Raw genomic sequence first — 23,652 nt, forward strand, 5'->3', positions numbered from 1 at the left:
CAGGTGCGGGTGTGCACTGCTGCGCGGGGGCGGCTCGGCATGTGTTGCTGAGCGCCCGCTCACCTGGCCCATGCTACTTGCGGGTAACCAATGTGCACACCCCCTCCCCGAGGAGCGGCGAAGGTCACACCGCCGGACGCCGCCCCCGTGCCGCGCGCCCCGGCCGCGCGCCCGGCCGATCGGCGCGCCCGCGCTACCCGATCGGGTAGCGCGGGCGGCCGGCACGGTCACGTCCGTGGCATGGGACGCACCCCGGTCCGACGCTGGGCTTGGCCCGGTACACGCCCCGGGCCCGCCGACCGAACAGGAGTGCCGCGATGCCCGCACCCGTCGTCACCGACCACCACGTGCCCCACATCTCGACCATCCCCGCGAACAAGGGCGACGTCGTGGAACTCTTCGTCCGCGAGCGCAACGGCACGCCGACCGACGGCCCGCGCCGGCCCGTCCTCATGCTGCACGGCCGGAGCGTCCCGGGCCTGACAGCCTTCGACCTCGCGCACAAGAAGTACAGCTGGGCCGACGAGCTGGCGAAGAAGGACTTCGACGTCTTCGTGATGGAACTCCAGGGATCCGGCCTGTCCACCCGCCCGAAGATGGACGACCCGCGCAACGTCAGCCCGGCGCAGCAGGGCCTCCTCGTCCCCAATCCGAATCCGGCGCTCTATACCGGCGGGCCGAACTACGCGGCGCAGCTGAACAACTCGCAGAGCGACTGGGACGAGGTCGACACGGTCGTCGAGTTCATCCTCGGGATCACCGGCGCCTCGGAGGTCGACCTCATCGGCTATTCCGCGGCCGCCCAGCAGCTCGGGCCGTACGCCATCCAGCACCCCGGCAAGGTGCGCAGCCTCTTCCTGCTGGCGCCGATCTTCCCGCCGAAGGGCAGGCCGAGCGCGCCCGGGACCGATTTCGACGCACCGGTGCCGCTGCCGGTGTCCGCTCCGGCAGCCGCCTTCGGCTATCCGATGAGCGTCGGCACGAAAGGCGGCTTCGAGACCGTGTGGGACAGGGACCTGCACTGCCCGGACCAGCGCGAGAACGACATGGTCGACATCGTTTGGAAGGCGGTGATGGACACCGACCCGATCGGCCGCTACTGGGGCGGCCCGGTGGCCGGAACGCCGGAGGGGCTGAACCGCGTCCGGAACTCGTACTGGTGGGGCTGGAACTCCACCACCGTCCCGCTGAACGGGACGCTCGGCGGCACGGTACCCGTCTGCCTCGTGTACGGGGCGTACGACACCATTGTGAACACCTCGCCGGACCTGGGCCTGCTGTACTTCTCGGTGCCCGAGCTCTACAAGGCCATGCCCGGGTCGGACAAGCTGATGTTCCGGATCGCCTGCGCGAGCCACCAGGTGCCCTGGGAGCGCGAGTCGAAGCTGGTGCACACCATGTCCGAGCACTGGCTCAAGCAGGGCAAGGTCGAGGGTGCGACCTCCGGCGCCTTCAACCGGGACGAGGACGGGGTCCTCACTCCTTTGTAGTGAGGACCCCGCACATGTTTCCGGCGGCCGGCCGGGTCAGGCGGTCGCGGCCAGGGCCGTGACCAGCGCCGCGGTCACCTGCTCGATCTGCCACGGGCGGGCGCCGTAGCCCGCGAGGGCGTCCGCCACCGCGTCCGCCTCCAGCCGCTGCGGCGGCTCCCAGCACAGCCGGCGGACCGTGTCGGGGGTGATCAGGTTCTCCTGGGGCAGGTTCAGCCCCTCCGCCAGGGCCGACACGGCCGCGCGGGCCGCCGACAGCCGGGCGGCGGCGGCCGGGTCCTTGTCGACCCAGGAGCGCGGCGGCGGCGGACCGGCCGGCGTCGCCCCGGGCTGCGGGAGTTCGCTCTCGGGCAGGGCCTTCGCCCGGTCCACGGCGGCCATCCACTGCTCCAGCTGGCGCCGGCCCATGCGCTGCCCGTAGCCGGGCAGGGCGGACAGGGTCTGCACGTTCGCCGGGAGGGCGAGGGCGGCCTCGACGATCGCGGCGTCGCCCAGCACCTTGCCGGGCGACACGTCACGCCGCTGGGCGATCCGGTCCCGCGACTCCCACAGCTCCCGTACGACCGCCATCTGCCGGCGGCGGCGCACCTTGTGCATGCCGGACGTACGGCGCCACGGGTCCTTGCGCGGCGGCGCGGGCGGTGCGGCGGCGATGGCGTCGAACTCCTGGTGGGCCCATTCCAGCTTGCCCTGCCGGTCCAGCTCCTCCTCCAGCGCGTCCCGCAGGTCCACCAGCAGCTCCACGTCCAGGGCGGCGTAGCGCAGCCACGGCTCCGGCAGCGGGCGGGTCGACCAGTCGACGGCGGAGTGGCCCTTCTCCAGCGCGTAGCCGAGCACGCTCTCGACCATCGCGCCCAGTCCCACCCGTGGGAAGCCGGCGAGTCGGCCGGCCAGCTCGGTGTCGAACAGGGAGGTGGGCACCATGCCTATTTCGCGCAGGCACGGCAGGTCCTGGGTGGCGGCGTGCAGGATCCACTCGGTGCCGGACAGGGCCTCGCCGAGTGCGGAGAGGTCGGGGCAGCCCACCGGGTCGATGAGCGCGGAACCCGCGCCCTCGCGGCGCAGCTGCACCAGGTAGGCGCGCTGGCCGTAGCGGTATCCGGAGGCGCGCTCGGCGTCGACGGCCACGGGGCCGGTGCCCGCGGCGAAGGCCGCGACCACTTCGGCGAGGGCGTCGGCGTCGGCGACCACCGGAGGGATCCCCTCGCGGGGTTCGAGCAACGGAATCGGCGGCCCATCGGACGAACTGACGACGTCGTCCGGGGGGCCGCCCCCGGTGGTGGTGCGCAGGTCTGCTGCGGTCTCTTGGGCGTCGGTCACCGGTCAAGGGTATCCGTGGATGCGACGCGCCCGTCGCCGGAACGATCCGTCGACGGGCGCGAGGGGGGAGGGCGGACGTTTCCCCGGGGTTCTCCGGGGATTCGCCCGGGAGCCTCGGGGCGGGATCAGTGGATGATCCCGGTCCGCAGCGCGACGGCGACCATCCCGGCCCGGTCGCCGGTGCCCAGCTTGCGGGCGATCCGGGCGAGGTGGGACTTGACGGTCAGGGCGGACAGGCCCATCGAGACGCCGATGGCCTTGTTGGACTGGCCCTCCGCGACGAGGCGCAGGACCTCGACCTCGCGGCCGGAGAGCTCTCGGTAGCCGCCCGGGTGGCTCGGGGCACCCGGGGGGCGGCGGTGCATACGGGCGGCGGCGGCGCCGATGGGGGCGGCGCCGGGCCGGCTGGGGAGGCCGATGTTGGTCCGGGTGCCGGTGACGACGTAGCCCTTCACTCCGCCCGCGAGGGCGTTGCGTACGGCGCCGATGTCGTCGGCGGCGGACAGGGCCAGGCCGTTCGGCCAGCCCGCGGCGCGGGTCTCGGAGAGCAGGGTGAGACCGGAACCGTCGGGCAGGTGTACGTCGGCCACGCAGATGTCGCGCGGGCTGCCGACGCGGGGGCGGGCCTCCGCGATGGACGAAGCCTCGATCACGTCACGTACTCCGAGGGCCCACAGATGGCGGGTCACGGTGGATCGCACGCGCGGGTCGGCCACGACGACCATGGCCGTCGGCTTGTTCGGGCGGTAGGCGACCAGGCTTGCGGGCTGCTCGAGAAGAACGGACACCTAGGCCTCCTGGGGGAGTGGCGGGACGGCCGGCTCGGGGAAGGAAGCCGGTGCGAACCGTGCGGATGGTCACTGACTCCTTCGGCACGTCACCCGCCCGGCTTTAGGGAATGATCACGATTTGGTGAGTAACAATTCGGGCAATTCGGACGCACGATCGATCATAGGGTGATCAGAAGCCCACAACGGATGCCCCGTTTCGACACTCCGTTACGGGCTTCGCTCGGGCGTTCCCCGCCGAGTGCGCTCTTTCGGGTCGGCTCGCGCGGCCGTACGGTCCCGCGCCTACGGGTGGTGGGGACCGCGGCGCTGCGGCAGCGAGACCACTCCCGTGACGCTGTCCGTCGGCCCGACCGGCGGCAGCCCCGCGATCTGGCACAGCAGCTCGCACCAGGCCGACAGGTGCGCGGAGCTGTCCGGCACGCCGCCCACCCCCTCGCGCGGCGTCCACGAGGCTCTGATCTCGATCTGCGTCGCCGGCCGCCGCTCCGCGAGCCCGCCGAAGTAGTGCGAGCTCGCCATGGTCACGGTCCCGCTCGCCTCCCCGTACGTGAGGCCGCGCGCGTCCAGCGCCCCCGTCAGCCACGACCAGCACACCTCCGGGAGCAGGGGGTCCGCGGCCATCTCCGGCTCCAGTTCCGCCCGTACGAGCGTCACGAGCCGGAAGGTCCCGTGCCAGGCGTCGTGCCCGGCCGGATCGTGGAGCAGGATGAGGCGGCCGTCGGCCAGATCGTCCTCGCCGTCCACCACCGCCGCCTCCAGCGCGTAGGCGTACGGGGCCAGTCTCTGCGGGGGCTTCGTCGGGTCGATCTCGATCCCCGGACGCAGTCGCGCCTTCTTCAAGCCGTCGACCGCCCGCCGGAACGGGAGCGGGACGGAGCTCTCCTTCGCGCTGTCCATACCGTCAGCGCCATCTGAAAATCGTCCCTGAGCCGCAGCCATGCGGGGAAGACTAGGCGGAACGAGCGCCCCCGCGGCGCAGGGACACCCGCGCCGGGCCGGGCACTTCTTCATACGTGCGAAGATTTGGGTCGTGAGCGCCAACGACCGCCCCACGGGCCAGCCGAGTCAGACGTACGATTCCGCCTTCCTGAAGGCGTGCCGGCGGGAGCCGGTGCCGCACACCCCGGTGTGGTTCATGCGGCAGGCCGGGCGCTCGCTCCCCGAGTACCGAAAGGTGCGCGAGGGGACCCAGATGCTGGAGTCGTGCATGCGGCCCGACCTGGTCACCGAGATCACGCTCCAGCCGGTGCGCCGCCACAACGTGGACGCGGCGATCTTCTTCTCCGACATCGTGGTGCCGCTGAAGGCGATCGGCGTCGACCTGGACATCAAGCCGGGCATCGGCCCGGTCGTGGCCCAGCCCATCCGCCGCCGCGAGGACCTCGCACAGCTGCGCGACCTCACCCCTGAGGACGTCTCGTACGTCACCGAGGCGATCGGCATGCTCACGGGTGAACTGGGCTCCACGCCGTTGATCGGTTTCGCGGGCGCGCCTTTCACTCTCGCGAGCTACCTGGTCGAGGGCGGTCCCTCGAAGAACCACGAGCACACCAAGGCCCTGATGTACGGGGACCCGAAGCTGTGGGCGGATCTGCTGGACCGCCTCGCGGAGATCACCTCCGCCTTCCTGAAGGTCCAGATCGAGGCCGGCGTCTCCGCCGTCCAGCTCTTCGACTCCTGGGTCGGCGCGCTTGCCCCGGCGGACTACCGCCGCTCGGTGATGCCGGCCTCGACGAAGGTCTTCGAGTCCGTGGCCTCCTACGGGGTCCCGCGCATCCACTTCGGCGTGGGCACCGGCGAGCTGCTGGGCCTGATGGGCGAGGCCGGAGCGGACGTCGTGGGCGTCGACTGGCGGATCCCGCTGGACGAGGCCGTCCGCCGGGTGGGCCCGGGCAAGGCGCTCCAGGGCAACCTGGACCCGGCGGTGCTCTTCTCCACCCCGGAGGCCGTCGAGGCCAAGACGGACGAGGTCCTCTCCGCCGCGGCCGGCCTGGAGGGCCACATCTTCAACCTCGGCCACGGTGTCCTCCCGACGACGGACCCGGACGCCCTGACCCGCCTGGTGGACTACGTCCACACCAAGACGGCCCGCTGAGCCGAAGCAAGATCGAAACGTCGGTACTGTGCCGTGCATGACATGGCACGGGCCGACGTTTCGCATATCCGACGGAGAGTCGATCGACGGGGCCTGGTGCCTCGTGTGGCGCGAGGGCGACCGGCGGGGTGAGCACTACCCCGAGCACCTCTTCATCTACGCGGACGGCGCGATCACCGTCGGACGGTTCGACGCGATCGACCTGGCCGGGCTGGAGAGGTGGCTGGCGTCCGGGAAGCTCGCGCTCGACCGTCCGGGTGCGGGGGAGTGGCCCCTCCCCGCGTCGAAGTGGCAGGCCCGCTACCCCGAGCGGCGGACCCCGGAGAGCTTCCTCCTGGAGGTCGCCGACGAGATCGCCCGGCTGGCGGGGCGGCCGACGACGGCAGACTGCTGCTGGGACGCCGTCCGGGCCTACCGGGCAGAGCCGACTCGGGACCGGCGGGCCGCGCTCCGGGAGGCGTACCTCAAGGTCCCCGCCCACCTGCGCGTCTTCGTCCTCGGCGACATGGAGCGCCAGGACCGGCCGCTGCGGATCCTGCTGACCGAGGTCGGGGACCCCGTGGACGGGGACGGTCCCGTGGTGACGGCGCAGATGCACCAGGACGCCCTCGACTACTTCGCCGACGGGGACGAGAGCGCCGAGCGTGCCCTGGAGCGCGAGCGCGTCGCGTACGCGGACGATCCCACCGACGCCCCGCGGCCCCCGGTCGTCCTCCGCGAGACGACGTATCCCCGGGGTTGGCCCGCCGAGCTCGGCGACTTCGCCCTGCGCAACGACTACGACGCCCCCTTCGCGTACCGGGGCGAGACCTACTCGACCGTGATCCACGGGTACTGGGCGCTCTCCGCCGCCGACCGCGCCGACCACGACCTGATCCGCGCCGCGGCCACCGCACACGAGGCACGGGAGGCAGGCCGGAAGGCGGCCCGTCGGGCGGACTGGCCCGCCGTGCGGCTCGCCGTCATGGCCGGGCTGCTGCGGGCCAAGTTCGCCCAGCACCCGCCGCTCGCCGAACTCCTTCTCGCCACGGGGGAGGCGGGCATCGGATACTCGGGCGTCTTCGAGTCCCCCTTCTGGCGCGACGAGGGCCCCGGCGGCGGCCGGAACTGGATGGGCCGTCTGCTGGAGCTGATCCGCTCGGAGTTGGCGGAAGCCGGCTAGGTCGTGTCGTCAAAGTCCCGTCTGGCTGGTGGGGTCTGGCACGCACTCCCCCAGACTCCGTCCGGGGGGACCCCCAGCCGCGTTGTCGTCGGTCACCGACGTCCCCCAGCTACCGCTGGGAGGTGCCCCCACCGCGTCGATTCCCTCCTCCGCCTTGCGATCGCACGCACCAGACCCCACCAGCCCCGCCCTTCGGGCGGCCGACGCCACTTTGACGACACTCCCTAGACCCCCGCCGAGCGGACCGCCGCCACGGCCTTGCGGGCGGCGACCAGGACCGGGTCCCAGACCGGGGAGAACGGCGGGGCGTAGCCCAGGTCCAGGGAGACCATCTGGTCCACCGTCATGCCCGCCGTGAGGGCGACCGCCGCGACGTCCACCCGCTTCGCGGAGCCCGCGCCCCCGACGATCTGGACCCCGAGGAGGCGGCCCGTGCGGCGTTCCGCCAGCATCTTCACCGTCATCTCCGCCGCGCCCGGGTAGTAGCCCGCGGTGTTGGTGGAGGTGATCGTGGCCGTGACGAAGCGCAGGCCCGCCTCCAGCGCGTCCCGCTCGCGCAGCCCCGTACGGGCGATCTCCAGGTCGCAGACCTTGCTGACCGCCGTGCCGACCACGCCGGGGAAGGTCGCGTAGCCGCCGCCCACGCCCGAGCCGATGACCTGGCCGTGTTTGTTGGCGTGCGTGCCCAGCGGGATGTGCCGGGTACGGCCCGCGACCAGGTCCAGGACCTCCACGCAGTCGCCGCCCGACCAGATGTTGTCGTGGCCGCGGACCCGCATCGAGAGGTCCGTGAGGATGCCGCCCGACGGGCCGAGCGGGAGACCGGCGGCGCGCGCGAGGGCCGTGCGCGGCTCCACGCCGATGCCGAGCACGACCACGTCCGCCGGGTACTCGTCCCCCGCCGCCGTGGCCACCGCGCGGGCCCGGCCCTCCTCGTCGGTGAGGATCTTCGTGACCTCGGCGCGGGAGACCGTACGGATCCCCATGCCGTTCATCGCGCTGTGCACCAGGCCGCCCATGTCCGGGTCCAGCGTGGCCATCGGCTGCTCGCCGCGGTGCAGGACGGTGACCTCGTACCCCCGCCCGACCAGGGCCTCCGCCATCTCGACGCCGATGTAGCCCGCGCCGACCACGACAGCCCGGCGGCCCTCCGCGCGTTCCGGTCCCTCCGCGCGGTCCAACGTGGTCATCAGACGTTGGCCGTCGTCCAGGGTCTGGATGCCGTGGACCCCGTGCGCGCCGATGCCGGGGAGGCGGGGGCGGACCGGGCGGGCGCCCGTCGCCAGGACGAGCTTGTCGTAGTCCGTCCAGGATTCGGACCCGCTGTCCAGATCGCGGGCTCGGACCCGGCCGCCCGCGAGATCCAGTTCCAGTACCTCGGTGCGGGTGCGCAGGTCGATGTGCCGGGCCCGGTGCTCCTCGGGGGTGCGGGCGATGAGGTCGTCCCGCTCGGCGACCTGGCCGCCGATCCAGTACGGGATCCCGCACGCGGAGTACGAGGTGAAGTGTCCGCGCTCGAAGGCGACGATCTCCAGCTCCGCCGGGCCCTTGAGCCGCCTGGCCTGTGACGCGGCGGACATGCCCGCCGCGTCACCGCCGACCACCACGAGTCGTTCCGTCGCCATCGCCCGCACCGTCCTCCGCCGCCGTCGTCCCGTCTACGGGGACACGCTACGGGCGCGCACGCGCTCAGTCCTCTGCTTCGGCCTCGCTCCGTGCCGGGGCGGCCGGGGCGGCCGGGGCGGGCGGGGCAGTCGGGGCGGGCGGGGCGGCCGCCGGGGCCTGGCGAGGCAGCCGCATCGAGGCGGGCCCCGTCCTCGCCTTCGGCTTCGCCGGGCGCAGCGTGCGGTACCCCCGGTACCCGAGCGCCACCAGGCCCGCCGTCAGCGCGAACGGCAGCACGGCGGCCGCGGCGAGCACCAGGTACCGCACGAGCGTGGAGAACACCTTCCAGCTGCCGCTCAGGGCGTCGCCGAAGCCGGGTTCCTTCTCCTTCTCCTTCTCCGCCCGCGGCGGGGCCGGCTCCGAGACCTCCAGCGTGATCGTCCCCATCGAGGTCTGGTCCTTCAGCGCCGTCTGCTGCGCGAGCAGCGACTCCAGGTCGGACTGGCGCCGGCTCAGCTCACTCTCCAGCATCACCACCTCGCTCAGCGCCGAGGCCTTGCCCATCATCTCCCGCACCCGGGCCACGCTGGCCTGCTGGGAGGCGACCCGGCTGCCGATGTCGGCGACCTTCTCCGTGACGTCCTGCGCATCGACCTTGCGGTGCAGGAGCTTGCCGCTGCCCTCCATGGCGCTGAGCACCGCGTCGTAGCGCTCGCCCGGCACGCGGAGGGTCAGCGTGGAGGTCATCCGGCCGTCCCCGCCGCGTTTGGTCGACTCGTTGCCGACATAGCCGCCCGCGCCGTCGGCCGCCGAGCGGGCCGCCGCGAGGGTCTTCTGGGCGTCCGCCGTCTCGATGCCGAGGGTCGCCGTACGGATGACGTTGGGGCGGACCACGGTCGGCTGCTGCCCGTTCTTGTCGGTCGCGCCGGGCGCCGAGCCGGCCGCCGACGCAGGGGGAGCCGCCGCTCCCCGCGCGCCCTCCGGGGCCTTGCCGCCCTGGGCGGGCGCGACCACCGCCTTGTCGCTCGCGCTGTCCCGGCTCCCGTCGGCGCCGCAGCCCGTGAGCGCGAGGGCCCCGGCCAGGGACAGGGCGGCCAGAGCCGCCGCGGAGCGCTGTCTGTGCGGAGTGCGCATCGTGTCAAACCCCCGAGGTTCGGCTGGTGTTGCCGGTTCGACGTCCAGAGTCCCGTCGCGGGTTTCACCTCTGCGGTCCCGGGCTGGTCCCGATGCGGTCACGGTCCGGCCTCGGTGATCGGTCTGAGACGATGTGTCCATGCACGAAGCGGACATGCGTACGGATCGCCCCGGCCGGACCCGGCACGTCGTGGTCATCGGCGGCGGTATCGCGGGCCTCGCGGCGGCCCACCGGCTGCTCTCCGAGGGCGTGCGCGTCACGCTGCTGGAGGCCGGGCCGCGGCTCGGCGGCAAGCTGTACGCCGGTGAGCTCGCCGGGGCCCCCGTCGACCTCGGCGCCGAGTCCCTGCTCGCCCGCCGCCCCGAAGCCGTGGCCCTCGCGCGGGCCGTGGGCCTCGGCGACGCCCTGCAGCCGCCCGCCACCGCCACCGCCCACCTGTGGACCCGGGGCGCGCTGCGGCCCATGCCGCGCGGGCACGTCATGGGGGTCCCCGGCGACCTGGCGCCGCTCGCCGCCTCCGGGGTGCTCTCCGCCGAGGGCCTGGCCCGCATCGAGGCCGAGCGCACGCTGCCGCCCGCCGAGATCGGCGAGGACGTCGCCGTCGGCGAGTACGTCGCCGCCCGGCTGGGCCGCGAGGTGGTCGACCGGCTGGTGGAGCCGCTGCTCGGCGGGGTCTACGCCGGCAACGCCTACCGCATCTCGATGCGGGCCGCCGTGCCCCAGCTCTTCGAGGCCGCCCGGACGCACGCGCTGCTGGGCGACGGCGTACGGGAACTGCAGCGCCGGGCGGAGGCACAGCCCCAGCCCGCCGGTCCGGTCTTCGCCGGCATCGACGGCGGCATCGGACGGCTCCCGCTCGCCGTGGCCGAGGTCTGCCGAGCGGCCGGAGCCCGGATCGCCACCGGTACCCCCGTGCGCGAGGTCGTCCGTACGGCTGAAGGCTGGCGGGTCGTGGCCGACGCCGAGGTCATCGAGGCCGACGGGGTGATCGTGGCCACCCCCGCCGGACCCGCCGCCCGGCTGCTGGACGGGCTCGCCCCGGCCGCCGCGGCCGAGCTGCGCGGGGTCGAGTACGCGTCCATGGCCCTGGTCACGATGGCCTTCCGGCGCTCCGACCTGCCGGCCTCCGTCACCGGGGGCGGCGCGAGCGGGTTCCTCGTACCGCCCGTCGACGGCCGGACCATCAAGGCCTCCACCTTCTCCAGCAACAAGTGGGCCTGGGCCGGGGCCGATCCCGAGCTCTTCCTGCTGCGCACCTCCGTGGGCCGGTTCGCCGACGAGCAGGATCTGGAACGCGAGGACGGCGAGCTCGTCGAGGTCTCGCTCACCGACCTCGGCGACGCCGTGGGCCTCGCGGCCCGGCCGGTGGCCTCCACGGTCACCCGCTGGGACGGCGGGCTGCCCCAGTACCCGGTCGGCCACCTCGCCCGGGTGGCCAGGATCCGCGACGCCGTCGCGGCCCTGCCCGGCCTCGCGGTGTGCGGCGCGCTCTACGACGGGGTGGGCGTCCCGGCGTGCATCGCCAGTGCCGGCAAGGCCGCCGACGTGGTGATGGCCACGTTCGGCACGCGTTCGGTACCCCTGGCACAGACCACTGATCAGCGCACGGGACAATAGGCACATGACTGCACCAGAGAAGATTCCCAACGCGGGGAAGAAGGCGAAGGACCTCAACGAGGTCATCCGCTACACCCTGTGGTCCGTCTTCAAGCTGAAGGACGTCCTGCCCGAGGACCGCGCCGGTTTCGCCGACGAGGTCCAGGAGCTGTTCGACCAGCTGGCAGCCAAGGACATCACCGTCCGCGGCACCTATGACGTCTCCGGCCTGCGCGCCGACGCGGACATCATGATCTGGTGGCACGCGGAGACCGCGGACGAGCTGCAGACCGCGTACAACCTGTTCCGCCGCACCAAGCTGGGCCGCGCGCTGGAGCCGGTCTGGTCGAACATGGCCCTGCACCGCCCGGCCGAGTTCAACAAGTCGCACATCCCGGCCTTCCTGGCCGACGAGACCGCTCGCGACTACGTCAGCGTGTACCCGTTCGTGCGCAGTTACGACTGGTACCTGCTGCCCGACGAGGACCGTCGCCGCATGCTCGCCGACCACGGCAAGATGGCCCGCGGGTTCCCGGACGTGCGCGCCAACACCGTCGCCTCGTTCTCCCTGGGCGACTACGAGTGGCTGCTGGCCTTCGAGGCCGACGAGCTCTACCGCATCGTCGACCTCATGCGTCACCTGCGCGCCTCCGAGGCCCGTATGCACGTCCGTGAAGAGGTGCCCTTCTACACCGGACGCCGCAAGTCCGTCGCCGATCTGGTGGCCGGGCTCGCCTGATACCTCCCCTGGGGGGAAGGGCCGGAGGGACTGACTACTCCCTCCGGCGGATCGGGAGGCCCTGCCCCCGAAACGACGCAGCCGGAGATCCCGCCCGGAAGTTCAGACGACTGGCGGCAGCAGCGCCCTGTGGGCGCTCGCTGCCCGGTCGTCCAGCGACACCGGTGCGGGCTCCGGATGCGGCGCACACGTGACACGCCATCCCGCGGTGTCACCTGTCAGCAGATACCGCTCCACGTGACGGTCCACGCAGTCATCGCGTCCGCCGGCCACTCCGTGGCTGCCGGCCCCTTTCTCCGTCACCAGCGCGGCCTCGACGCCGAGCCGCCGCTGGAGTGCCGGCGCGCCCGGGTACGGGGTCGCCCCGTCCCGTTCCGCCGCGGCGGCTCCGGGGCGTGTGAGCGTCGTCCGCATGGCGGTCCCTTCGTATCGTCCGACAAGACGATCAACGGGACGCGCGGATGTAAAGGATCACCGGCCCGGTGTCGGCCTCAAGGGCACCGTTGCCGTGGGATCCACCCCCGGTTGCCGTATCAGGAGCTGCTGGAGCTGCTGGAACAGCTGGAGCCGGACGAACTGCTGCAACTCGAACTGCTGCCGCCGGAGCAACTGGAACCGCCGCCGGAACAGCTGGAGCCGCTGCCTCCGCAACTGCTGCCCGAAGTCCCGCAGCCCGATCCCGAGCCGGAGCCACAACCGCCCCCTCCGCCCCCGCCGCCGTCGCTTCCGGCGCACCAGAGCACCGGCAGGATCTCGGCGGAGGACACGTACGAGGAGCCCGAGCCGTGCGGACGGGATCCCGACTGGGCCGCGGCCAGCCGGGTGCCGCGCGCGGCGGGCACCAGCTGCCCGCGCAGGTACGGGTCCCGCAGGCCCCGCAGGCCGAACAGCGCGGTCTGCACGTGCGGAGTCCGGTCGTTCACGTAGTGGGCACGGATGTCGCGCAGCGCCCGGTGCGCGGCCGGGGTGATCCGCTGCCTGGCCCGCGCGGCGCAGATCCCGCCCACGAGGATTCCGCCCAGCAGAGCGGGCAGCACCTTGGCGATGAACGGCACCTGCGGGCTGTCGTCCATGACGAACGCGACGAACGTGAGCGGCAGCGACACCGGCACGAGGAGTCCGCACACCGTGGCCTGGACCATGCCCCAGCGCCGCCAGGTGCGTCCCCACCCGGGCGGCGCGAGCAGCCCGCGGGCGGCCAGCGCGTCCCCGGTCTCCTGGACGGCCGGGTCGATCATGGCGGCGTAGCGCAGCTGGTAGAGCCAGCCCGACGGCGCACCGTGATGGGCCTGCAGGACGGCACGCTCGGCGGGGTCGTCGGCCCGCGCCCCGGGGCGTACGTGGACGATGCCCGGGCCGCCCATCATCAGGCGGCCGTCCCCGAGCATCGAGACGAGGGCCGTGTCCACGACGTTGCCGGGGCCGCCCGCCACGAACGCGGCCTCGGACAGGTCGTGGAGGACCGGCGCCGTTCCGGCCGGCCGGGGCCGGGCCCGGCGCAGGCCGCGGATCAGCAGGCCGCTGGAGGCGGCGACGGCGATCCAGATGACGAGGGCGAGGAGGTTCATGCCGCCCTCCCCACGAGGGCCCGGGCCCAGCGCGCGATCCGGCGGGGCGGCCGCGCCCCGGCCCGGTCCCGCCACCACGCGGTGAGCCGGCGCCGGGCGGCCGGGTCGGCCGGCAGGTCCTGGATCAGCAGGTGCTCGGCGAAGTCCAGCGCGTCCCGGCGGTATCCGGCCGTCATGGGACGGCCCTTGGCATAGGCGAGGAAGGCCGTACGGTACGGCTCCTCGCCGCCCAGGATCGCGGGCAGCTCCGGAGCCAGCCTGGCCACCACGTCGGCCCGCTTGGCGGCCAGCGCCCGGGCTTGCACCCGGATCCGCTGCCGGTCGAACCCCTCGGGTACGGGGGTTCCGGCCACCAGCGCCGACAACAGCGCGGCCTGCCCGAGCCCTACGCGGGTCCGCGCGGCCTCGTCGGCCCCGGCGGGGCGGGGATCCGGTGCGGCGACAGGCGGTTCGGGTGCGGCCGATGAGGCGGGAGCGGCGGGTGCGCTGAGTGCCGGAGCCGCGCCCGCCGTCAGCACCGCGCGGATCGCGGCCAGCTCGCCCGCCAGCTCCGGCTCCGGCGGGAAGTCGTCGTCCCGCTCCAGGAGGACGCCCGGCGGGTCCACCCGGGAGCGGAGCTCGGCGAGCACGTCGAGGACCACCGGCGGCACCGGGTGCGCGTGCGTGTCGTGCCAGACACCGCCCCGTTCGACCCCGCCCGCCACGTGCACGTACGCCAGCGCCTCCAGCGGGATCGCGTCCAGCACGGCGGCCGGGTCCTCGCCCCGGTTGACCCGGTTGGTGTGCAGGTTGGCCACGTCGATGAGCATCCGGACACCGGTCCGCTCGACCAGCTCCGTCAGGAACTGCCCCTCCGTCAGCTCCTCGCCCGGCCAGGAGATCAGCGCGGCGATGTTCTCCAGCGCGAGCGGCACGGGCAGCGCGTCCTGCGCGATGCGCACGTTCTCGCACAGCACGTCCAGCGCGTCGCGCGTGCGCGGCACCGGAAGCAGGTGACCGGCCTCCAGCACGGGCGAGGAGGTACGGACGAAGGCGATGTGCTCGGTGACCAGAGGCGCCCCCAGCGCCACCGCCCGCTCCCCGAGCGCCGCCAGCTTCGCCGGGTCGGGCCGGTCGGCGCCGCCGAGGCCCAGCGAGACCCCGTGCGGCACGACGCGCGTGCCCCGCTCGCGCAGCCTCAGCAGAGCCTCGGGCAGGTGGCCCGGGCAGATGTTCTCGGCCACCACCTCGACCCAGTCCAGGCCGGGCAACCGCTCGACGGCATCCGCGATCTCCGGCCGCCAGCCGATGCCCACCCCCAGGTGTGCCATGGGCTTCATGTCCCTCGCCCCCCTCTCGGCGCATCTCATCGCGCCGTGTGCCGATGTGATGGCCCCGGCGGAGTCGGGCCAACCGCGAAGAGCGACGTTCAGAGCAACATTTGAGGTTCCGCCGGACCGGGGGAGGCCGTCAGAGGCGGGCCCGCAGGGCCGGGTGGTCGGCGATGACCGTCGCGCTGCCGGGGGCGATCTCAGTGAAACCGGCGTCGCGGACGACCGGGAGGCCACTGGCGCTCAGCTGCGCCCACCGCTCGCGCGGGGCCGTCCGTACGGCCAGTGCGAAACCGGAGTCCTGCCAGGCGGCCCGTTCCGCGTCCGTCAGCTCCCACCACGCCAACTGCGCCGCGTGCCCGGCCTGGGCCATCGCCTTGCCCGCCGACATGTCGAGATCGGGGTTGAGCCACAGCACGGGCAGGTCCGGGCCGGTGGCCGCGGCGACCGGCTCCGGGTCGTCCAGGTCGGTGCCCGACACCTGGAGCTTGGCGAGCTCCTTGGGCCAGCCGTCCAGGGGCACCGGCGGGAAGACCCGGACCTCCGAGGTGTCACCGTGCACCGTGACGCCCGGCAGGGTCTGCGCCTTGCGCCACTCCGCCCCGCGCGCCCGCCGGACCACCTTGCGGATCCGCGCGTCCTGCCAGTCACGGACCGCCTCGGCCCACTCGCCCTCGCCCCGGGACCGCTCGTCGGTCAGCAGGACCAGCACCGCGCGGGCCGCCGTTTCCAGGGCGTCCGTCCGGGCGGGCGGCTCGGTCTTCTCGATCCGCACCACCAGCGGCAGGACGAACTGCGGGGCCTCGTCGCGCAGGACGTGTTCCTGCCGGAAGGGGCTGTCCGCCCCGACCGCGGGTACGCCGGTGGTGTCGTCGGTGTGCTGGCTGCTCATCCCGCCAAGGATGCCAGGCTCCGCCTTCAGGATGATGCCCCGGGTGGGCGCTCCGGGCGAGGATCGGGGCCATGAAGAGTGATCTTTTCGCGTCCGAGAACCTGGCCCAGGCGGCCGTCACCCCTGGCATGAGCCTGCAGAACGCCAAGTCCGTGAAATACAACGTCAACGGTGAAATGCTGGCCCGTCAGGGCTCGATGGTCGCCTTCCGCGGCAACCTCCAGTTCGAGCGCAAGGGACAGGGCATAGGCGGCATGCTCAAGCGCGCCGTCACGGGCGAGGGGCTGGCGCTGATGTCCGTACGCGGCCAGGGCGAGGCCTGGTTCGCCCACCAGGCCGGCAACTGCTTCGTCATCGACTTCGAGCCGGGCGACGCGCTGACCGTCAACGGCCGCAACGTGCTCTGCTTCGACCCGACCCTGTCCTACGAGATCAAGATGCTGAAGGGCGCCGGAATGACCGGCGGCGGCCTCTTCAACAGCGTCTTCACCGGCACCGGCAAGCTCGCCGTGGTCTGCGACGGCAACCCGATCATCATCCCGGTGACCGCCCAGACCCCGGTCTACGTGGACACGGACGCGGTGGTCGGCTGGAGCGCCCAGCTGGAGACCGGACTGCACCGCTCCCAGTCCGTGGGCTCGATGATCCGCGGCGGCTCCGGCGAGGCCGTCCAGCTCATGCTGCGCGGCGAGGGCTTCGTCATCGTCCGCCCGAGCGAGCTCACCGAGACGGCGGCGGCGCACTGAAACTGACCGGTGTGGGCCGGCGCTACGGACCGCGCCGGCCCTGGGTGCTGCGCGGGATCTCGCTGGACCTGCCGCCCGGCGCCCTGGTCCGGATCGAGGGCGGCAACGGCGGCGGCAAGTCCACCCTGCTGCGGCTCGTCGCCGGGATCGACACCCCGACCGAGGGACGCGTCGGCGGCCGCCCGCGCCGCACGGCCTACGTCCCCGAGCGCTTCCCGGCGGCGCTGCCGCTCACCGCCGCGGCCTACCTGACCCACCTGGGCCGGGTGCACGGACTCGCGCGCGCCGAGGCGGCCCGCCGGGCGGACGCCTGGCTGGAGCGGTTCGGCGCCGCCGGATACGCCCGCACCCCGCTGGCCGAACTGTCCAAGGGCACCAGCCAGAAGGTGGCCGTCGCCCAGGCCCTGCTCGCCGAACCGGGGCTGCTCGTCCTCGACGAGGCTTGGACCGGGCTGGACGCGCCCGCCCGCGCCGAACTGGACCGCGCCGTCGCCGAACGCACCGCCGCCGGAGGCACGGTGGTCTTCGTCGACCACGACCCGCGGCGGCTCGCGGACGCGGCCGCCGCCCGCTACCGGGTCGAAGGAGCCGCCCTGCTGCCGGCGTCGGGGACGCGGGGGCCCGCCGTACGCATCCACGCGGCAGGCCCGCCCGGCAGCGAGCCGCCCGCGGGCCTGGCCACCGCGCCCGCCCCCGGCGGCGGCGTGCTGCTGACCGTGGACGCCGCCCGGTCCGACGCGGTCCTGCGGGAACTGCTCACCGCCCGGCCGCCCTGGCACATCCGCGCCGTGGAGGAACTGACGTGACCGCCCTGCTCCGCTACCAGGGCGCCCTGCTGCTGCGCTCCCAGCGGTGGCTCGCGCCCCTGGTCGTCTACGCGGCCTTCGTGGCCGTCGGGATCCGGCCGGGCGATCCGGTGCTGGACTCCCTCGGCTTCGCGGCGGCCGGTCTGGTCCCGCTGACGGCCTGGCTGGTCCGCGTCTGCGTGACCAACGAACCCGACGCGGCCCGCGACTGCACCGCCGCCGCCCGCGGTCCCGTACGGGTGCACGCGGCGGCCCTGCTCACCGGGCTGGGCGCCGCGCTGATCACCGGGGGAGCGGCCGGCGGCGCGGTGCTGCTGCTCGGTCGCCGGACCGGGGCGGGCGCGGCCGAGGCGGCCCTGGCGGGGGCCGGGGGCCTGCTGGTGTGCGCGCTGGCCGGTGCGGCCGTGGGCGCGCTGTGCAGCCGGCCGCTGCTGACGGCCCCCGGGTACGCGGTCCCGGCGGCGGGACTGGGCAGCCTGCTGGCCCTGGTCATCGCGGGCTCCCCCGCCCGCGTGGCGGTGACCGGGCTGGTCACGGGCTCGGCGCGGCTCCCGGTCGGCGCCCTCGCCGGGGCCCTGGCGCTGGCCTGCGCGGCGGGCGCCGCGGCCTGCCTCGTCAGCGCGCGGCGGGGCTGAGTACGCTCGTACGCATGGACCAGCCGGACGAGACCGCGTCGTACTGCCCCGCTCCCGCCGCCCCGGCCGGGCGGGTGGCGGGGCCGCCGTACGCCGACTGCCTGGAGTGCGGCAAGCCCACCGAGTACGGGGTCGCGACCCCCGGGGTGGTGCTCTGCCCGGTGTGCGAGTGGCAGGACGCGCAGCGCACGGCCTGCTCCGGCTGAATCCGGCGGCTACTTTCCGATCAGCTCGGAGACCTTCACGAAGCGGTAGCCGCGCTTGCGCAGCTCGGGGACGATCTTGCGGATCGCCTCCTCGGTGACCGGCGCCGCGCTGCGCGTGCAGTGCATGACCACCACCGAGCCGGGCTTCACTCCCGCGAGCACCTGCTCGGCCACCGCGTCCGGGTCCTTCGCGAAGGCGTCCCCGCTGACCACGTCCCACTGGACGGCCGTGACCTTGGCCGTGGACAGGGCCCGCAGTGCCTGGTCGTCGTAGCACCCGCCGGGGAAGCGGAAGTAGGGGACGGTGTTGACCGCCCCCGCCTTGTGGAAGGCGGCGAAGGCCCGGTCCACGTCGGCGCGGGCGGCGGCGCCGTCGAGCGCGGGCAGCCCGTAGCACGGGGACGTGAAGGCGTAGTGGCTGTACGAGTGGTTCGCGATCTCGAAGTTCGCGTCCGTGCCGATGGACTTCGCCTGGTCCGGGTACTCCTCGGCCCAGCGGCCCGTCATGAAGATCGTCGACGGCACCCGGAGGGTGCGCAGGGCCGCGATCAGCTGGGGGTTGTCGAAGTGCTCCCCGTCCGCGGCGCGCGGCCCCTGATCGGCGGTCATGTCGGCGTCGAAGGTCAGCGCCACGGTCTTGTCGGTGCCCTGCTTCGCCCGTTCGAAGACCGGGGTCAGGCCGCCCGGGCCGGGTGCCATGGTCGGGGCCTTGGCGGGCGCGCCGGCCTGCGGGGCGGAGGACGAGGACGGGGCGGAGCCGGCCGCGGGCGGTGCGGCGGAGGCGGGGGCGGAGGGGGTCGCCGCCGGGGTGCCCATGCGGGCGGCACGGCCGGCGTCCGGGGTACCGGCGCCGCCCCCACAACCCGCGAGGGCGGCACTGAGGACGGCTACGGCCGCCACATTGCGTACGGAAAAGGTCACGTACGCAAAATATATGACTATCCGATAAGAGGGTCTTAGCGACAGGCGGTCAAGCGGGCGGGCGGTCGTTCCCGGACTGGGGCCGCTGCGGCCCCTTTGTCACTGGCTTGGCCCATTGCGGGTGCCTGCCGCCGTGACCTCGGCCGGATCCTTTCGTTGGGGCGGCTGCGGCAACCGGTGCGGTCGCCGTCAAACGCGAGGAAAGGTGGCGCGATGAAGCGTGTTCTGAAGACGTTGCTGGTCGTGGTGGCGATTGCCGGTGCTTCGGCATTCGGCCAGGTCGCCGTGGCGGACCAGCGCGACTCGACTCACAACGGCGACTTCATCAACAACTCCCAGACGCACGAGCTCGATCGCAGCTGCGGCTCGGTACTGAACGGGTTCTGCAACCAGACCAACGAGTTCCGGCCACGGGTCGACCTGAACATCCGCAGGCTGATCCTCGGCGACGGCGACGACAACGACGGCAGCTCCGGCTCCTCGGGTGCCTCCGGCTCCTCGGGTACCTCCGGTTCCTCGGGTACCTCCGGTTCCTCCGGTTCCTCCGGCTCGTCGGGTAGCTCCGGTGCCTCCTCCTCCGGCTCCTCGGGTACCTCCGGTTCATCGGGTACCTCCGGTACCTCCGGCTCGTCGGGTAGCTCCGGTGCCTCCTCCTCCGGCTCCTCCGGGTCCTCCGGCGGCTTGCTCGGCGTTCTCGGTGGCGGAAAGCTGCTCGGCGGTCTCGGCCGCTGACGCCGCGGTCGGACTCGTGATCAGGCCCGGCGGAATCAGGAGCGGACAGCCATGACGGGCACTCAGGAACACCCTCCCCGGGTCTGGTCCACACCGGCCCTCGCGGCGCTCGTCACGGGCGCCGCGATCCTGGCCGGAGCCGCGCTGTGGCACGGCGCGGCGCTGTTCCTCTCCCTCGCACCCCCCAACGGCATCTCACGGGAGTACGCGGAGGAGATCGAAGGCCATGCCCGCCCGGAGTTCGGCCAGGACTGGAAGCTCTTCGCCCCCAATCCGGTGCAGGAGAACGTGGCGATTTCCGCACGGGTGAGGACCGGCCCGGGTGACGGCGGCGGTGTCGGGCGGTGGACCGACCTGACCGCGCAGGACGTCGAGGCCATCCGCGGTACTCCGGTCCCCAGCCACCTGCACCAGAACCTGCTGCGCCGGGCCTGGGACTTCTACACGGTCACCCATGGAGATGACGGCGAAGCCTCGGACGGGCGTGCGGGCCTGTCCGAGCAGTACCTCAAGCGAATCGTGCTCCAGCGTCTCGGTCCCGCCGCGGGCGGCGAGCGGCCCGTCGAGGTCCAGCTCCGGACACGGGTGACGGTGGTGGAGCCGCCCGATTGGCACGTCAGTCCCCTTGATACCACCCCCCGCGAACTGACGCTGCCCTGGTGGCCGGTCGCGATGAAGGACGGGGAGGACCTGTGACCCTCGACCGCAATCCGGCCGACATGATCCCGCTCATCCCGGCGCCCGCCCCGGCGCCGGACGCGCCCGGTGTCCCGGCGCCCGCCCGCCCCGAGGCCCCACCGGTCACCCCCGCCGAGGAGAAACCCGTCCCCCGGCGGTCCGTCCCCGAGCGGCTGACCGCGTTCGTCGAGTCCAGCGGCCGGACCCGGTTCCCCCACCAGGCGGCGATCGTCCGCATCGGCTTCGCCTTCGTCTTCGCCGGTTTCCTCGTACGCGAATGGCCGCACCGCCGGATCCTGTTCGGCGACCTCAACCCCTGGTCGCTGGACATGGCCGTACGGGTGATCGGCGAGGATCATGCCTTCAGCGTGCTGACCTGGTGGACCGGCCGGTGGTGGTTCGAGACCGTCTACCACGGCACCCTGGCCGCCGCCCTCCTGCTGATGGTGGGCTGGCGCACCCGCGGCACGTCCGTGTTCTTCATGGTGGGCGTGCTGTCCCTGGACTTCCGTTCCCCCTTCCTCGGCGACGGCGGCGACAACGTCCTGCGGATCATGGCGATCTACCTGGTCTTCCTCCGCTGTGCCGAGGTCTGGTCACTGGACGCCCGCCGACGGCGCCGCCGACCGGAGGCCGATGCGCGGGACCGGTCCGGACTGCGCCTGTGGCAGGGGGCGGGCGCGCTCCTCGGAGTCCTGTTCGGATTCCCCCAGTGGGGCTGGAGCGCGGTGCTGTGGACTCTGTGGGCCGCCCACGGACTCCGCCACGCGGCCGAGCTGTGGTTCCCGCGGCACGAGGCCCGCGCGGTACTGGACCGCCTGACCGGCATGCTGCACAACTGCGCGATGGCCGTGCTGGCCCTGCAGGTCTGCTTCATCTACGCCACCGCCGGCTGGTACAAGATCCAGGGCTCGCGCTGGCAGGAGGGCAGCGCCCTGTACTACGCCCTGCACCTGGACCACTTCCGGCCCTGGCCGTGGCTGTCCGAGCTGCTGGCTTCCGGTATGGTCCCGCTCGTGGTCATGGCGTACGCCACGGTCGTCATCCAGGTGGCGTTCCCCTTCACGCTGGCCAACCGCAGGATCAAGAACGTCCTGCTCGCCGTGATGATGGCCGAGCATGCGGGGATCGCCGTGGCCCTCGGGCTCCCGTTCCTATCCCTGGCCATGATCGTCTGTGACGCGCTCTTCCTGCCGACCGCCCTGTTGCTCGCCCTGGACGCGCGCGTCCGGAGCGCGGTGGCCGCCCGGAAATGACCGCCCGGGAACGAGCGGAAGTCACCCCGCCGACAGGCGCCAGGGGCCCGTCACCGCGAAGGTGGTTCCCGGGGCGTAGGCGTTGACGTACATCGTCCGCCCGTCGGGGGAGAAGGTGACCCCGGCGAACTCTCCCCACTCCGGGGCGCCCGGCCGCCCGATGTCCTGGGCGTTGCGGGCCACCGGATAGACCTCGCCGCCGACCGTCACGCCGAACACGTACTGCTCCCCGCCGCCGTCCTCGCACACCATCAGCCCGCCGTCCGGGGCCAGGCAGATGTTGTCGGGGGAGTCCCCGGGCAGCCGGACGTCGGCGGCCGGACCGAAGAGCACGTCCAGCCGGAGCCGGGCGCGCGTCGGGTCGTAGAACCACGCCTGCCCGTGGTGGTCGGCGCCCGCGCCCTCGCGGGTGCGGGCGTAGCTGGAGACGAAATGGACGCCGGGCCGCCGGGCGGCGGCGCCCCAGTAGCAGCCCTCCAGCTTCTGCGCGTGGGTGATCCCGCCCTGCCCGAAGTCCTGGAACCGGATCGGGGTCCCGGCCGCCGAGGGATCCGGTACGGGGACCCACTCCACCGGGAACTCGGCCCCGGGCTCGTCCACCACCGACAGGTCCGCCAGCCCCGGCACGCGCAGGGCCTCCAGGGCGCCGCCGGCCCACAGCGAGCCGGGTCCGCCGAGGGGGCGGGCGGGCAGGAAGCGGTAGAACAGCCCGAAGGGCTCGACGAAGGCGTCCTCGGTCTCGTAGACGACCCCGCGGTACGGGTCCACGGCGACCGCCTCGTGCGCGAAGCGGCCCATCGCGGTGAGCGGGACCGGGCCGCGGCGGCGGGGGTCCGCGGGGTCCACCTCGAAGACGTAGCCGTGGTCCTTGGTGTAGCCGGAGGTGCCCGCGCGGTCCTCGGTCTCCTCGCAGCTCAGCCAGGTGTTCCAAGGGGTCCGGCCGCCCGCGCAGTTGACGGCGGTACCGGCGAGGGCGACCCGCTCACCGATGACCGCGCCCGCCGCGTCGAGCTCCAGGGCCGTGCAGCCGCCGAGGGCGTGGGGGTCGTAGGTGAGCCCGTCGACGGCGGGGACGCGCAAGGCGGCCGTGGTGCGGTTCTCGTGGTTGCGGACCAGCCGCACGCGGCCGCCGCCGGCGCCGAAGGCGGCCATGCCGTCGCAGTTGGCCGGGACGGCGCCCTCGCCGGAGCGCAGCGGGTCGCCCGCGCGGGAGAGCACCCGGTACGTGAACCCCGCGGGCAGATCGAGCAGCCCGCGCGGATCGGGCAGGAGCGGCCCGTATCCCCGGGTCGGCCGGGCGGCGCCGGCCCGTCCGGTGAAGAGGGCGCCGAGCGCCCCGCTGAAGGCGATCCCGCCCGCGGCGAGCAGGCTGCGTCGGGTCACGGACATCGGCAACTCCCCGTGGCGGAACCGGACAAGTTCCCCCAGCCACCGCCGGGGGTGCCCCCCGGCCCGTGGTACCACGCGGCGGGCTCCGGCGGGGGCACGCCCCGCCGGAGCCGCGGGGTTCAGACGAGCTTGGCGCTCAGGGTGATCGTCGTGCCCGTCAGGGCCTGGCTGACCGGGCAGTTCTTCTTCGCGTCCTCGGCGGCGGCCGTGAAGGCGTCGCTGTCCAGGCCCGGGACCTCGCCCTCGGTGGTCAGGTGGATGCCGGTGATGCCCTGGCCGGGTACGAAGGTGACCGCGGCCGACGTGGTCAGCTTGGCCGGCGGGTTGCCGGCCTTCGCCAGGATGTTCGAGAAGGCCATGTTGTAGCAGCTGGAGTGGGCGGCGGCGATCAGCTCTTCCGGGCTGGTCCGCCCGTTCGCCGCCTCGTCGGTGCGCGCGGGCCAGGAGACGGGGTAGCTGCCGAGGCCGGACGAGTCGAGGGTGACGACGCCCTTGCCCTGGAGCAGGTCGCCTTCCCAGACGGCGTGTGCGGTGCGTGTGGCGGCCATGGTGGATCCCTTCGCAGAAGTGGAAACAGCCG

Annotated in this window: 24 protein-coding genes; 12 read left to right on the forward strand and 12 right to left on the reverse strand. The window is 73.5% G+C overall.

Annotation, left to right across the window (positions count from 1 at the left end; genetic code table 11):
• The first annotated feature begins 317 nt into the window (after positions 1 to 317).
• Positions 318 to 1,490 (forward strand): alpha/beta fold hydrolase, encoded by a 1,173-nt coding sequence (locus tag ACGFYQ_RS27625; protein ID WP_393748384.1) that lies wholly within the window; start codon positions 318 to 320, stop codon positions 1,488 to 1,490.
• 36 nt (positions 1,491 to 1,526) lie between these two features.
• Here ACGFYQ_RS27625 and ACGFYQ_RS27630 read toward each other — a convergent pair whose 3' ends face one another.
• The 3 genes from ACGFYQ_RS27630 to ACGFYQ_RS27640 all read right to left on the reverse strand — a co-directional run bounded on the left by ACGFYQ_RS27630 (position 1,527) and on the right by ACGFYQ_RS27640 (position 4,540).
• Complete coding sequence (locus tag ACGFYQ_RS27630) at positions 1,527 to 2,810, reverse strand: HRDC domain-containing protein (protein ID WP_393748386.1); 1,284 nt, start codon at positions 2,808 to 2,810, stop codon at positions 1,527 to 1,529.
• A gap of 125 nt (positions 2,811 to 2,935) precedes the next feature.
• Positions 2,936 to 3,598: a response regulator transcription factor gene (locus ACGFYQ_RS27635; RefSeq protein WP_069922445.1), complete on the reverse strand. Its 663-nt coding sequence runs from the start codon at positions 3,596 to 3,598 to the stop codon at positions 2,936 to 2,938.
• Between the two features lie 285 nt (positions 3,599 to 3,883).
• Positions 3,884 to 4,540, reverse strand: coding sequence for a DUF3000 domain-containing protein (locus ACGFYQ_RS27640; RefSeq protein ID WP_393748388.1), 657 nt, complete (start codon positions 4,538 to 4,540; stop codon positions 3,884 to 3,886).
• 91 nt (positions 4,541 to 4,631) lie between these two features.
• Between ACGFYQ_RS27640 and hemE the strand changes: the two genes are divergently transcribed.
• A complete protein-coding gene (hemE, locus tag ACGFYQ_RS27645; protein WP_393748390.1) occupies positions 4,632 to 5,696 on the forward strand; it encodes a uroporphyrinogen decarboxylase in 1,065 nt (354 codons plus the stop codon).
• A gap of 37 nt (positions 5,697 to 5,733) precedes the next feature.
• Entirely contained in the window at positions 5,734 to 6,858 is a 1,125-nt protein-coding gene (locus ACGFYQ_RS27650; RefSeq protein WP_393748392.1) for an NADAR family protein, read from the forward strand.
• A 224-nt stretch (positions 6,859 to 7,082) separates the two neighbouring features.
• Here ACGFYQ_RS27650 and ACGFYQ_RS27655 read toward each other — a convergent pair whose 3' ends face one another.
• Both ACGFYQ_RS27655 and ACGFYQ_RS27660 read right to left on the reverse strand, forming a co-directional pair.
• On the reverse strand, positions 7,083 to 8,483 hold the full coding sequence (locus tag ACGFYQ_RS27655; protein ID WP_393748394.1) for an FAD-dependent oxidoreductase: 1,401 nt from the start codon (positions 8,481 to 8,483) through the stop codon (positions 7,083 to 7,085).
• A gap of 64 nt (positions 8,484 to 8,547) precedes the next feature.
• Positions 8,548 to 9,597, reverse strand: a complete 1,050-nt coding sequence (locus ACGFYQ_RS27660) for a DUF4349 domain-containing protein (protein WP_393748396.1) — start codon at positions 9,595 to 9,597, stop codon at positions 8,548 to 8,550.
• Positions 9,598 to 9,736: 139 nt separating this feature from the next.
• Between ACGFYQ_RS27660 and hemG the strand changes: the two genes are divergently transcribed.
• Both hemG and hemQ read left to right on the forward strand, forming a co-directional pair.
• The gene (gene hemG, locus ACGFYQ_RS27665) at positions 9,737 to 11,215 is read left to right on the forward strand and encodes a protoporphyrinogen oxidase (protein WP_393748398.1); all 1,479 of its coding nucleotides are present in this window, start codon (positions 9,737 to 9,739) and stop codon (positions 11,213 to 11,215) included.
• Positions 11,216 to 11,219: 4 nt separating this feature from the next.
• A complete protein-coding gene (gene hemQ / locus ACGFYQ_RS27670) occupies positions 11,220 to 11,933 on the forward strand; it encodes a hydrogen peroxide-dependent heme synthase (RefSeq protein ID WP_362390629.1) in 714 nt (237 codons plus the stop codon).
• Between the two features lie 102 nt (positions 11,934 to 12,035).
• On the opposite strand, the gene ACGFYQ_RS27675 is transcribed toward hemQ, so the two are convergent.
• The 4 genes from ACGFYQ_RS27675 to ACGFYQ_RS27690 form a co-directional block, all read right to left on the reverse strand.
• Entirely contained in the window at positions 12,036 to 12,347 is a 312-nt protein-coding gene (locus ACGFYQ_RS27675; RefSeq protein ID WP_393748401.1) for an alpha/beta hydrolase, read from the reverse strand.
• A gap of 119 nt (positions 12,348 to 12,466) precedes the next feature.
• A complete protein-coding gene (locus tag ACGFYQ_RS27680; RefSeq protein ID WP_393748403.1) occupies positions 12,467 to 13,501 on the reverse strand; it encodes a TIGR04222 domain-containing membrane protein in 1,035 nt (344 codons plus the stop codon).
• Positions 13,498 to 14,820 carry a DUF692 domain-containing protein gene (locus ACGFYQ_RS27685; RefSeq protein WP_393748405.1) on the reverse strand — a complete coding sequence of 441 codons (1,323 nt, stop codon included), beginning with the start codon at positions 14,818 to 14,820 and terminating at the stop codon, positions 13,498 to 13,500. The genes ACGFYQ_RS27680 and ACGFYQ_RS27685 overlap by 4 nt, the downstream gene beginning before the upstream one ends.
• 130 nt (positions 14,821 to 14,950) lie before the next feature.
• The gene (locus ACGFYQ_RS27690; RefSeq protein WP_393748407.1) at positions 14,951 to 15,703 is read right to left on the reverse strand and encodes an aminoacyl-tRNA hydrolase; all 753 of its coding nucleotides are present in this window, start codon (positions 15,701 to 15,703) and stop codon (positions 14,951 to 14,953) included.
• Positions 15,704 to 15,774: 71 nt separating this feature from the next.
• Between ACGFYQ_RS27690 and ACGFYQ_RS27695 the strand changes: the two genes are divergently transcribed.
• Genes ACGFYQ_RS27695 through ACGFYQ_RS27710 form a run of 4 tightly spaced genes read left to right on the forward strand, consistent with a single transcriptional unit; the run spans position 15,775 to position 18,096 of the window.
• Complete coding sequence (locus ACGFYQ_RS27695) at positions 15,775 to 16,449, forward strand: AIM24 family protein (protein ID WP_393748409.1); 675 nt, start codon at positions 15,775 to 15,777, stop codon at positions 16,447 to 16,449.
• Entirely contained in the window at positions 16,446 to 17,255 is an 810-nt protein-coding gene (locus ACGFYQ_RS27700) for an ATP-binding cassette domain-containing protein (RefSeq protein WP_393748565.1), read from the forward strand. Before ACGFYQ_RS27695 ends, ACGFYQ_RS27700 begins: the two co-directional genes overlap by 4 nt.
• On the forward strand, positions 17,252 to 17,890 hold the full coding sequence (locus tag ACGFYQ_RS27705) for an ABC transporter (protein ID WP_393748411.1): 639 nt from the start codon (positions 17,252 to 17,254) through the stop codon (positions 17,888 to 17,890). Before ACGFYQ_RS27700 ends, ACGFYQ_RS27705 begins: the two co-directional genes overlap by 4 nt.
• Positions 17,891 to 17,904: 14 nt before the next feature.
• Entirely contained in the window at positions 17,905 to 18,096 is a 192-nt protein-coding gene (locus tag ACGFYQ_RS27710; protein ID WP_385177532.1) for a hypothetical protein, read from the forward strand.
• Positions 18,097 to 18,105: 9 nt separating this feature from the next.
• Here ACGFYQ_RS27710 and ACGFYQ_RS27715 read toward each other — a convergent pair whose 3' ends face one another.
• On the reverse strand, positions 18,106 to 19,017 hold the full coding sequence (locus tag ACGFYQ_RS27715; protein ID WP_393748413.1) for a polysaccharide deacetylase family protein: 912 nt from the start codon (positions 19,015 to 19,017) through the stop codon (positions 18,106 to 18,108).
• Between the two features lie 213 nt (positions 19,018 to 19,230).
• Here ACGFYQ_RS27715 and ACGFYQ_RS27720 point away from each other — a divergent pair, with 213 nt between their 5' ends.
• From ACGFYQ_RS27720 to ACGFYQ_RS27730, 3 genes are read left to right on the forward strand one after another with little or no spacing between them, the layout of a single operon-like run.
• On the forward strand, positions 19,231 to 19,749 hold the full coding sequence (locus ACGFYQ_RS27720) for a hypothetical protein (protein ID WP_393748415.1): 519 nt from the start codon (positions 19,231 to 19,233) through the stop codon (positions 19,747 to 19,749).
• Between the two features lie 51 nt (positions 19,750 to 19,800).
• A complete protein-coding gene (locus tag ACGFYQ_RS27725; RefSeq protein WP_393748417.1) occupies positions 19,801 to 20,445 on the forward strand; it encodes a DUF5819 family protein in 645 nt (214 codons plus the stop codon).
• A complete protein-coding gene (locus ACGFYQ_RS27730) occupies positions 20,442 to 21,683 on the forward strand; it encodes an HTTM domain-containing protein (protein WP_393748419.1) in 1,242 nt (413 codons plus the stop codon). The genes ACGFYQ_RS27725 and ACGFYQ_RS27730 overlap by 4 nt, the downstream gene beginning before the upstream one ends.
• 21 nt (positions 21,684 to 21,704) lie before the next feature.
• Here the strand turns inward: ACGFYQ_RS27730 and ACGFYQ_RS27735 are convergent, their stop codons facing one another.
• Together ACGFYQ_RS27735 and ACGFYQ_RS27740 are read right to left on the reverse strand one after the other, a co-directional pair.
• Positions 21,705 to 23,072 carry an alkaline phosphatase PhoX gene (locus ACGFYQ_RS27735; RefSeq protein WP_393748421.1) on the reverse strand — a complete coding sequence of 456 codons (1,368 nt, stop codon included), beginning with the start codon at positions 23,070 to 23,072 and terminating at the stop codon, positions 21,705 to 21,707.
• Between the two features lie 119 nt (positions 23,073 to 23,191).
• Positions 23,192 to 23,620: an OsmC family protein gene (locus ACGFYQ_RS27740; RefSeq protein WP_393748423.1), complete on the reverse strand. Its 429-nt coding sequence runs from the start codon at positions 23,618 to 23,620 to the stop codon at positions 23,192 to 23,194.
• Positions 23,621 to 23,652 lie beyond the last annotated feature (32 nt).

Source organism: Streptomyces sp. NPDC048258 (assembly GCF_043201995.1).
Lineage (GTDB): Bacteria > Actinomycetota > Actinomycetes > Streptomycetales > Streptomycetaceae > Streptomyces.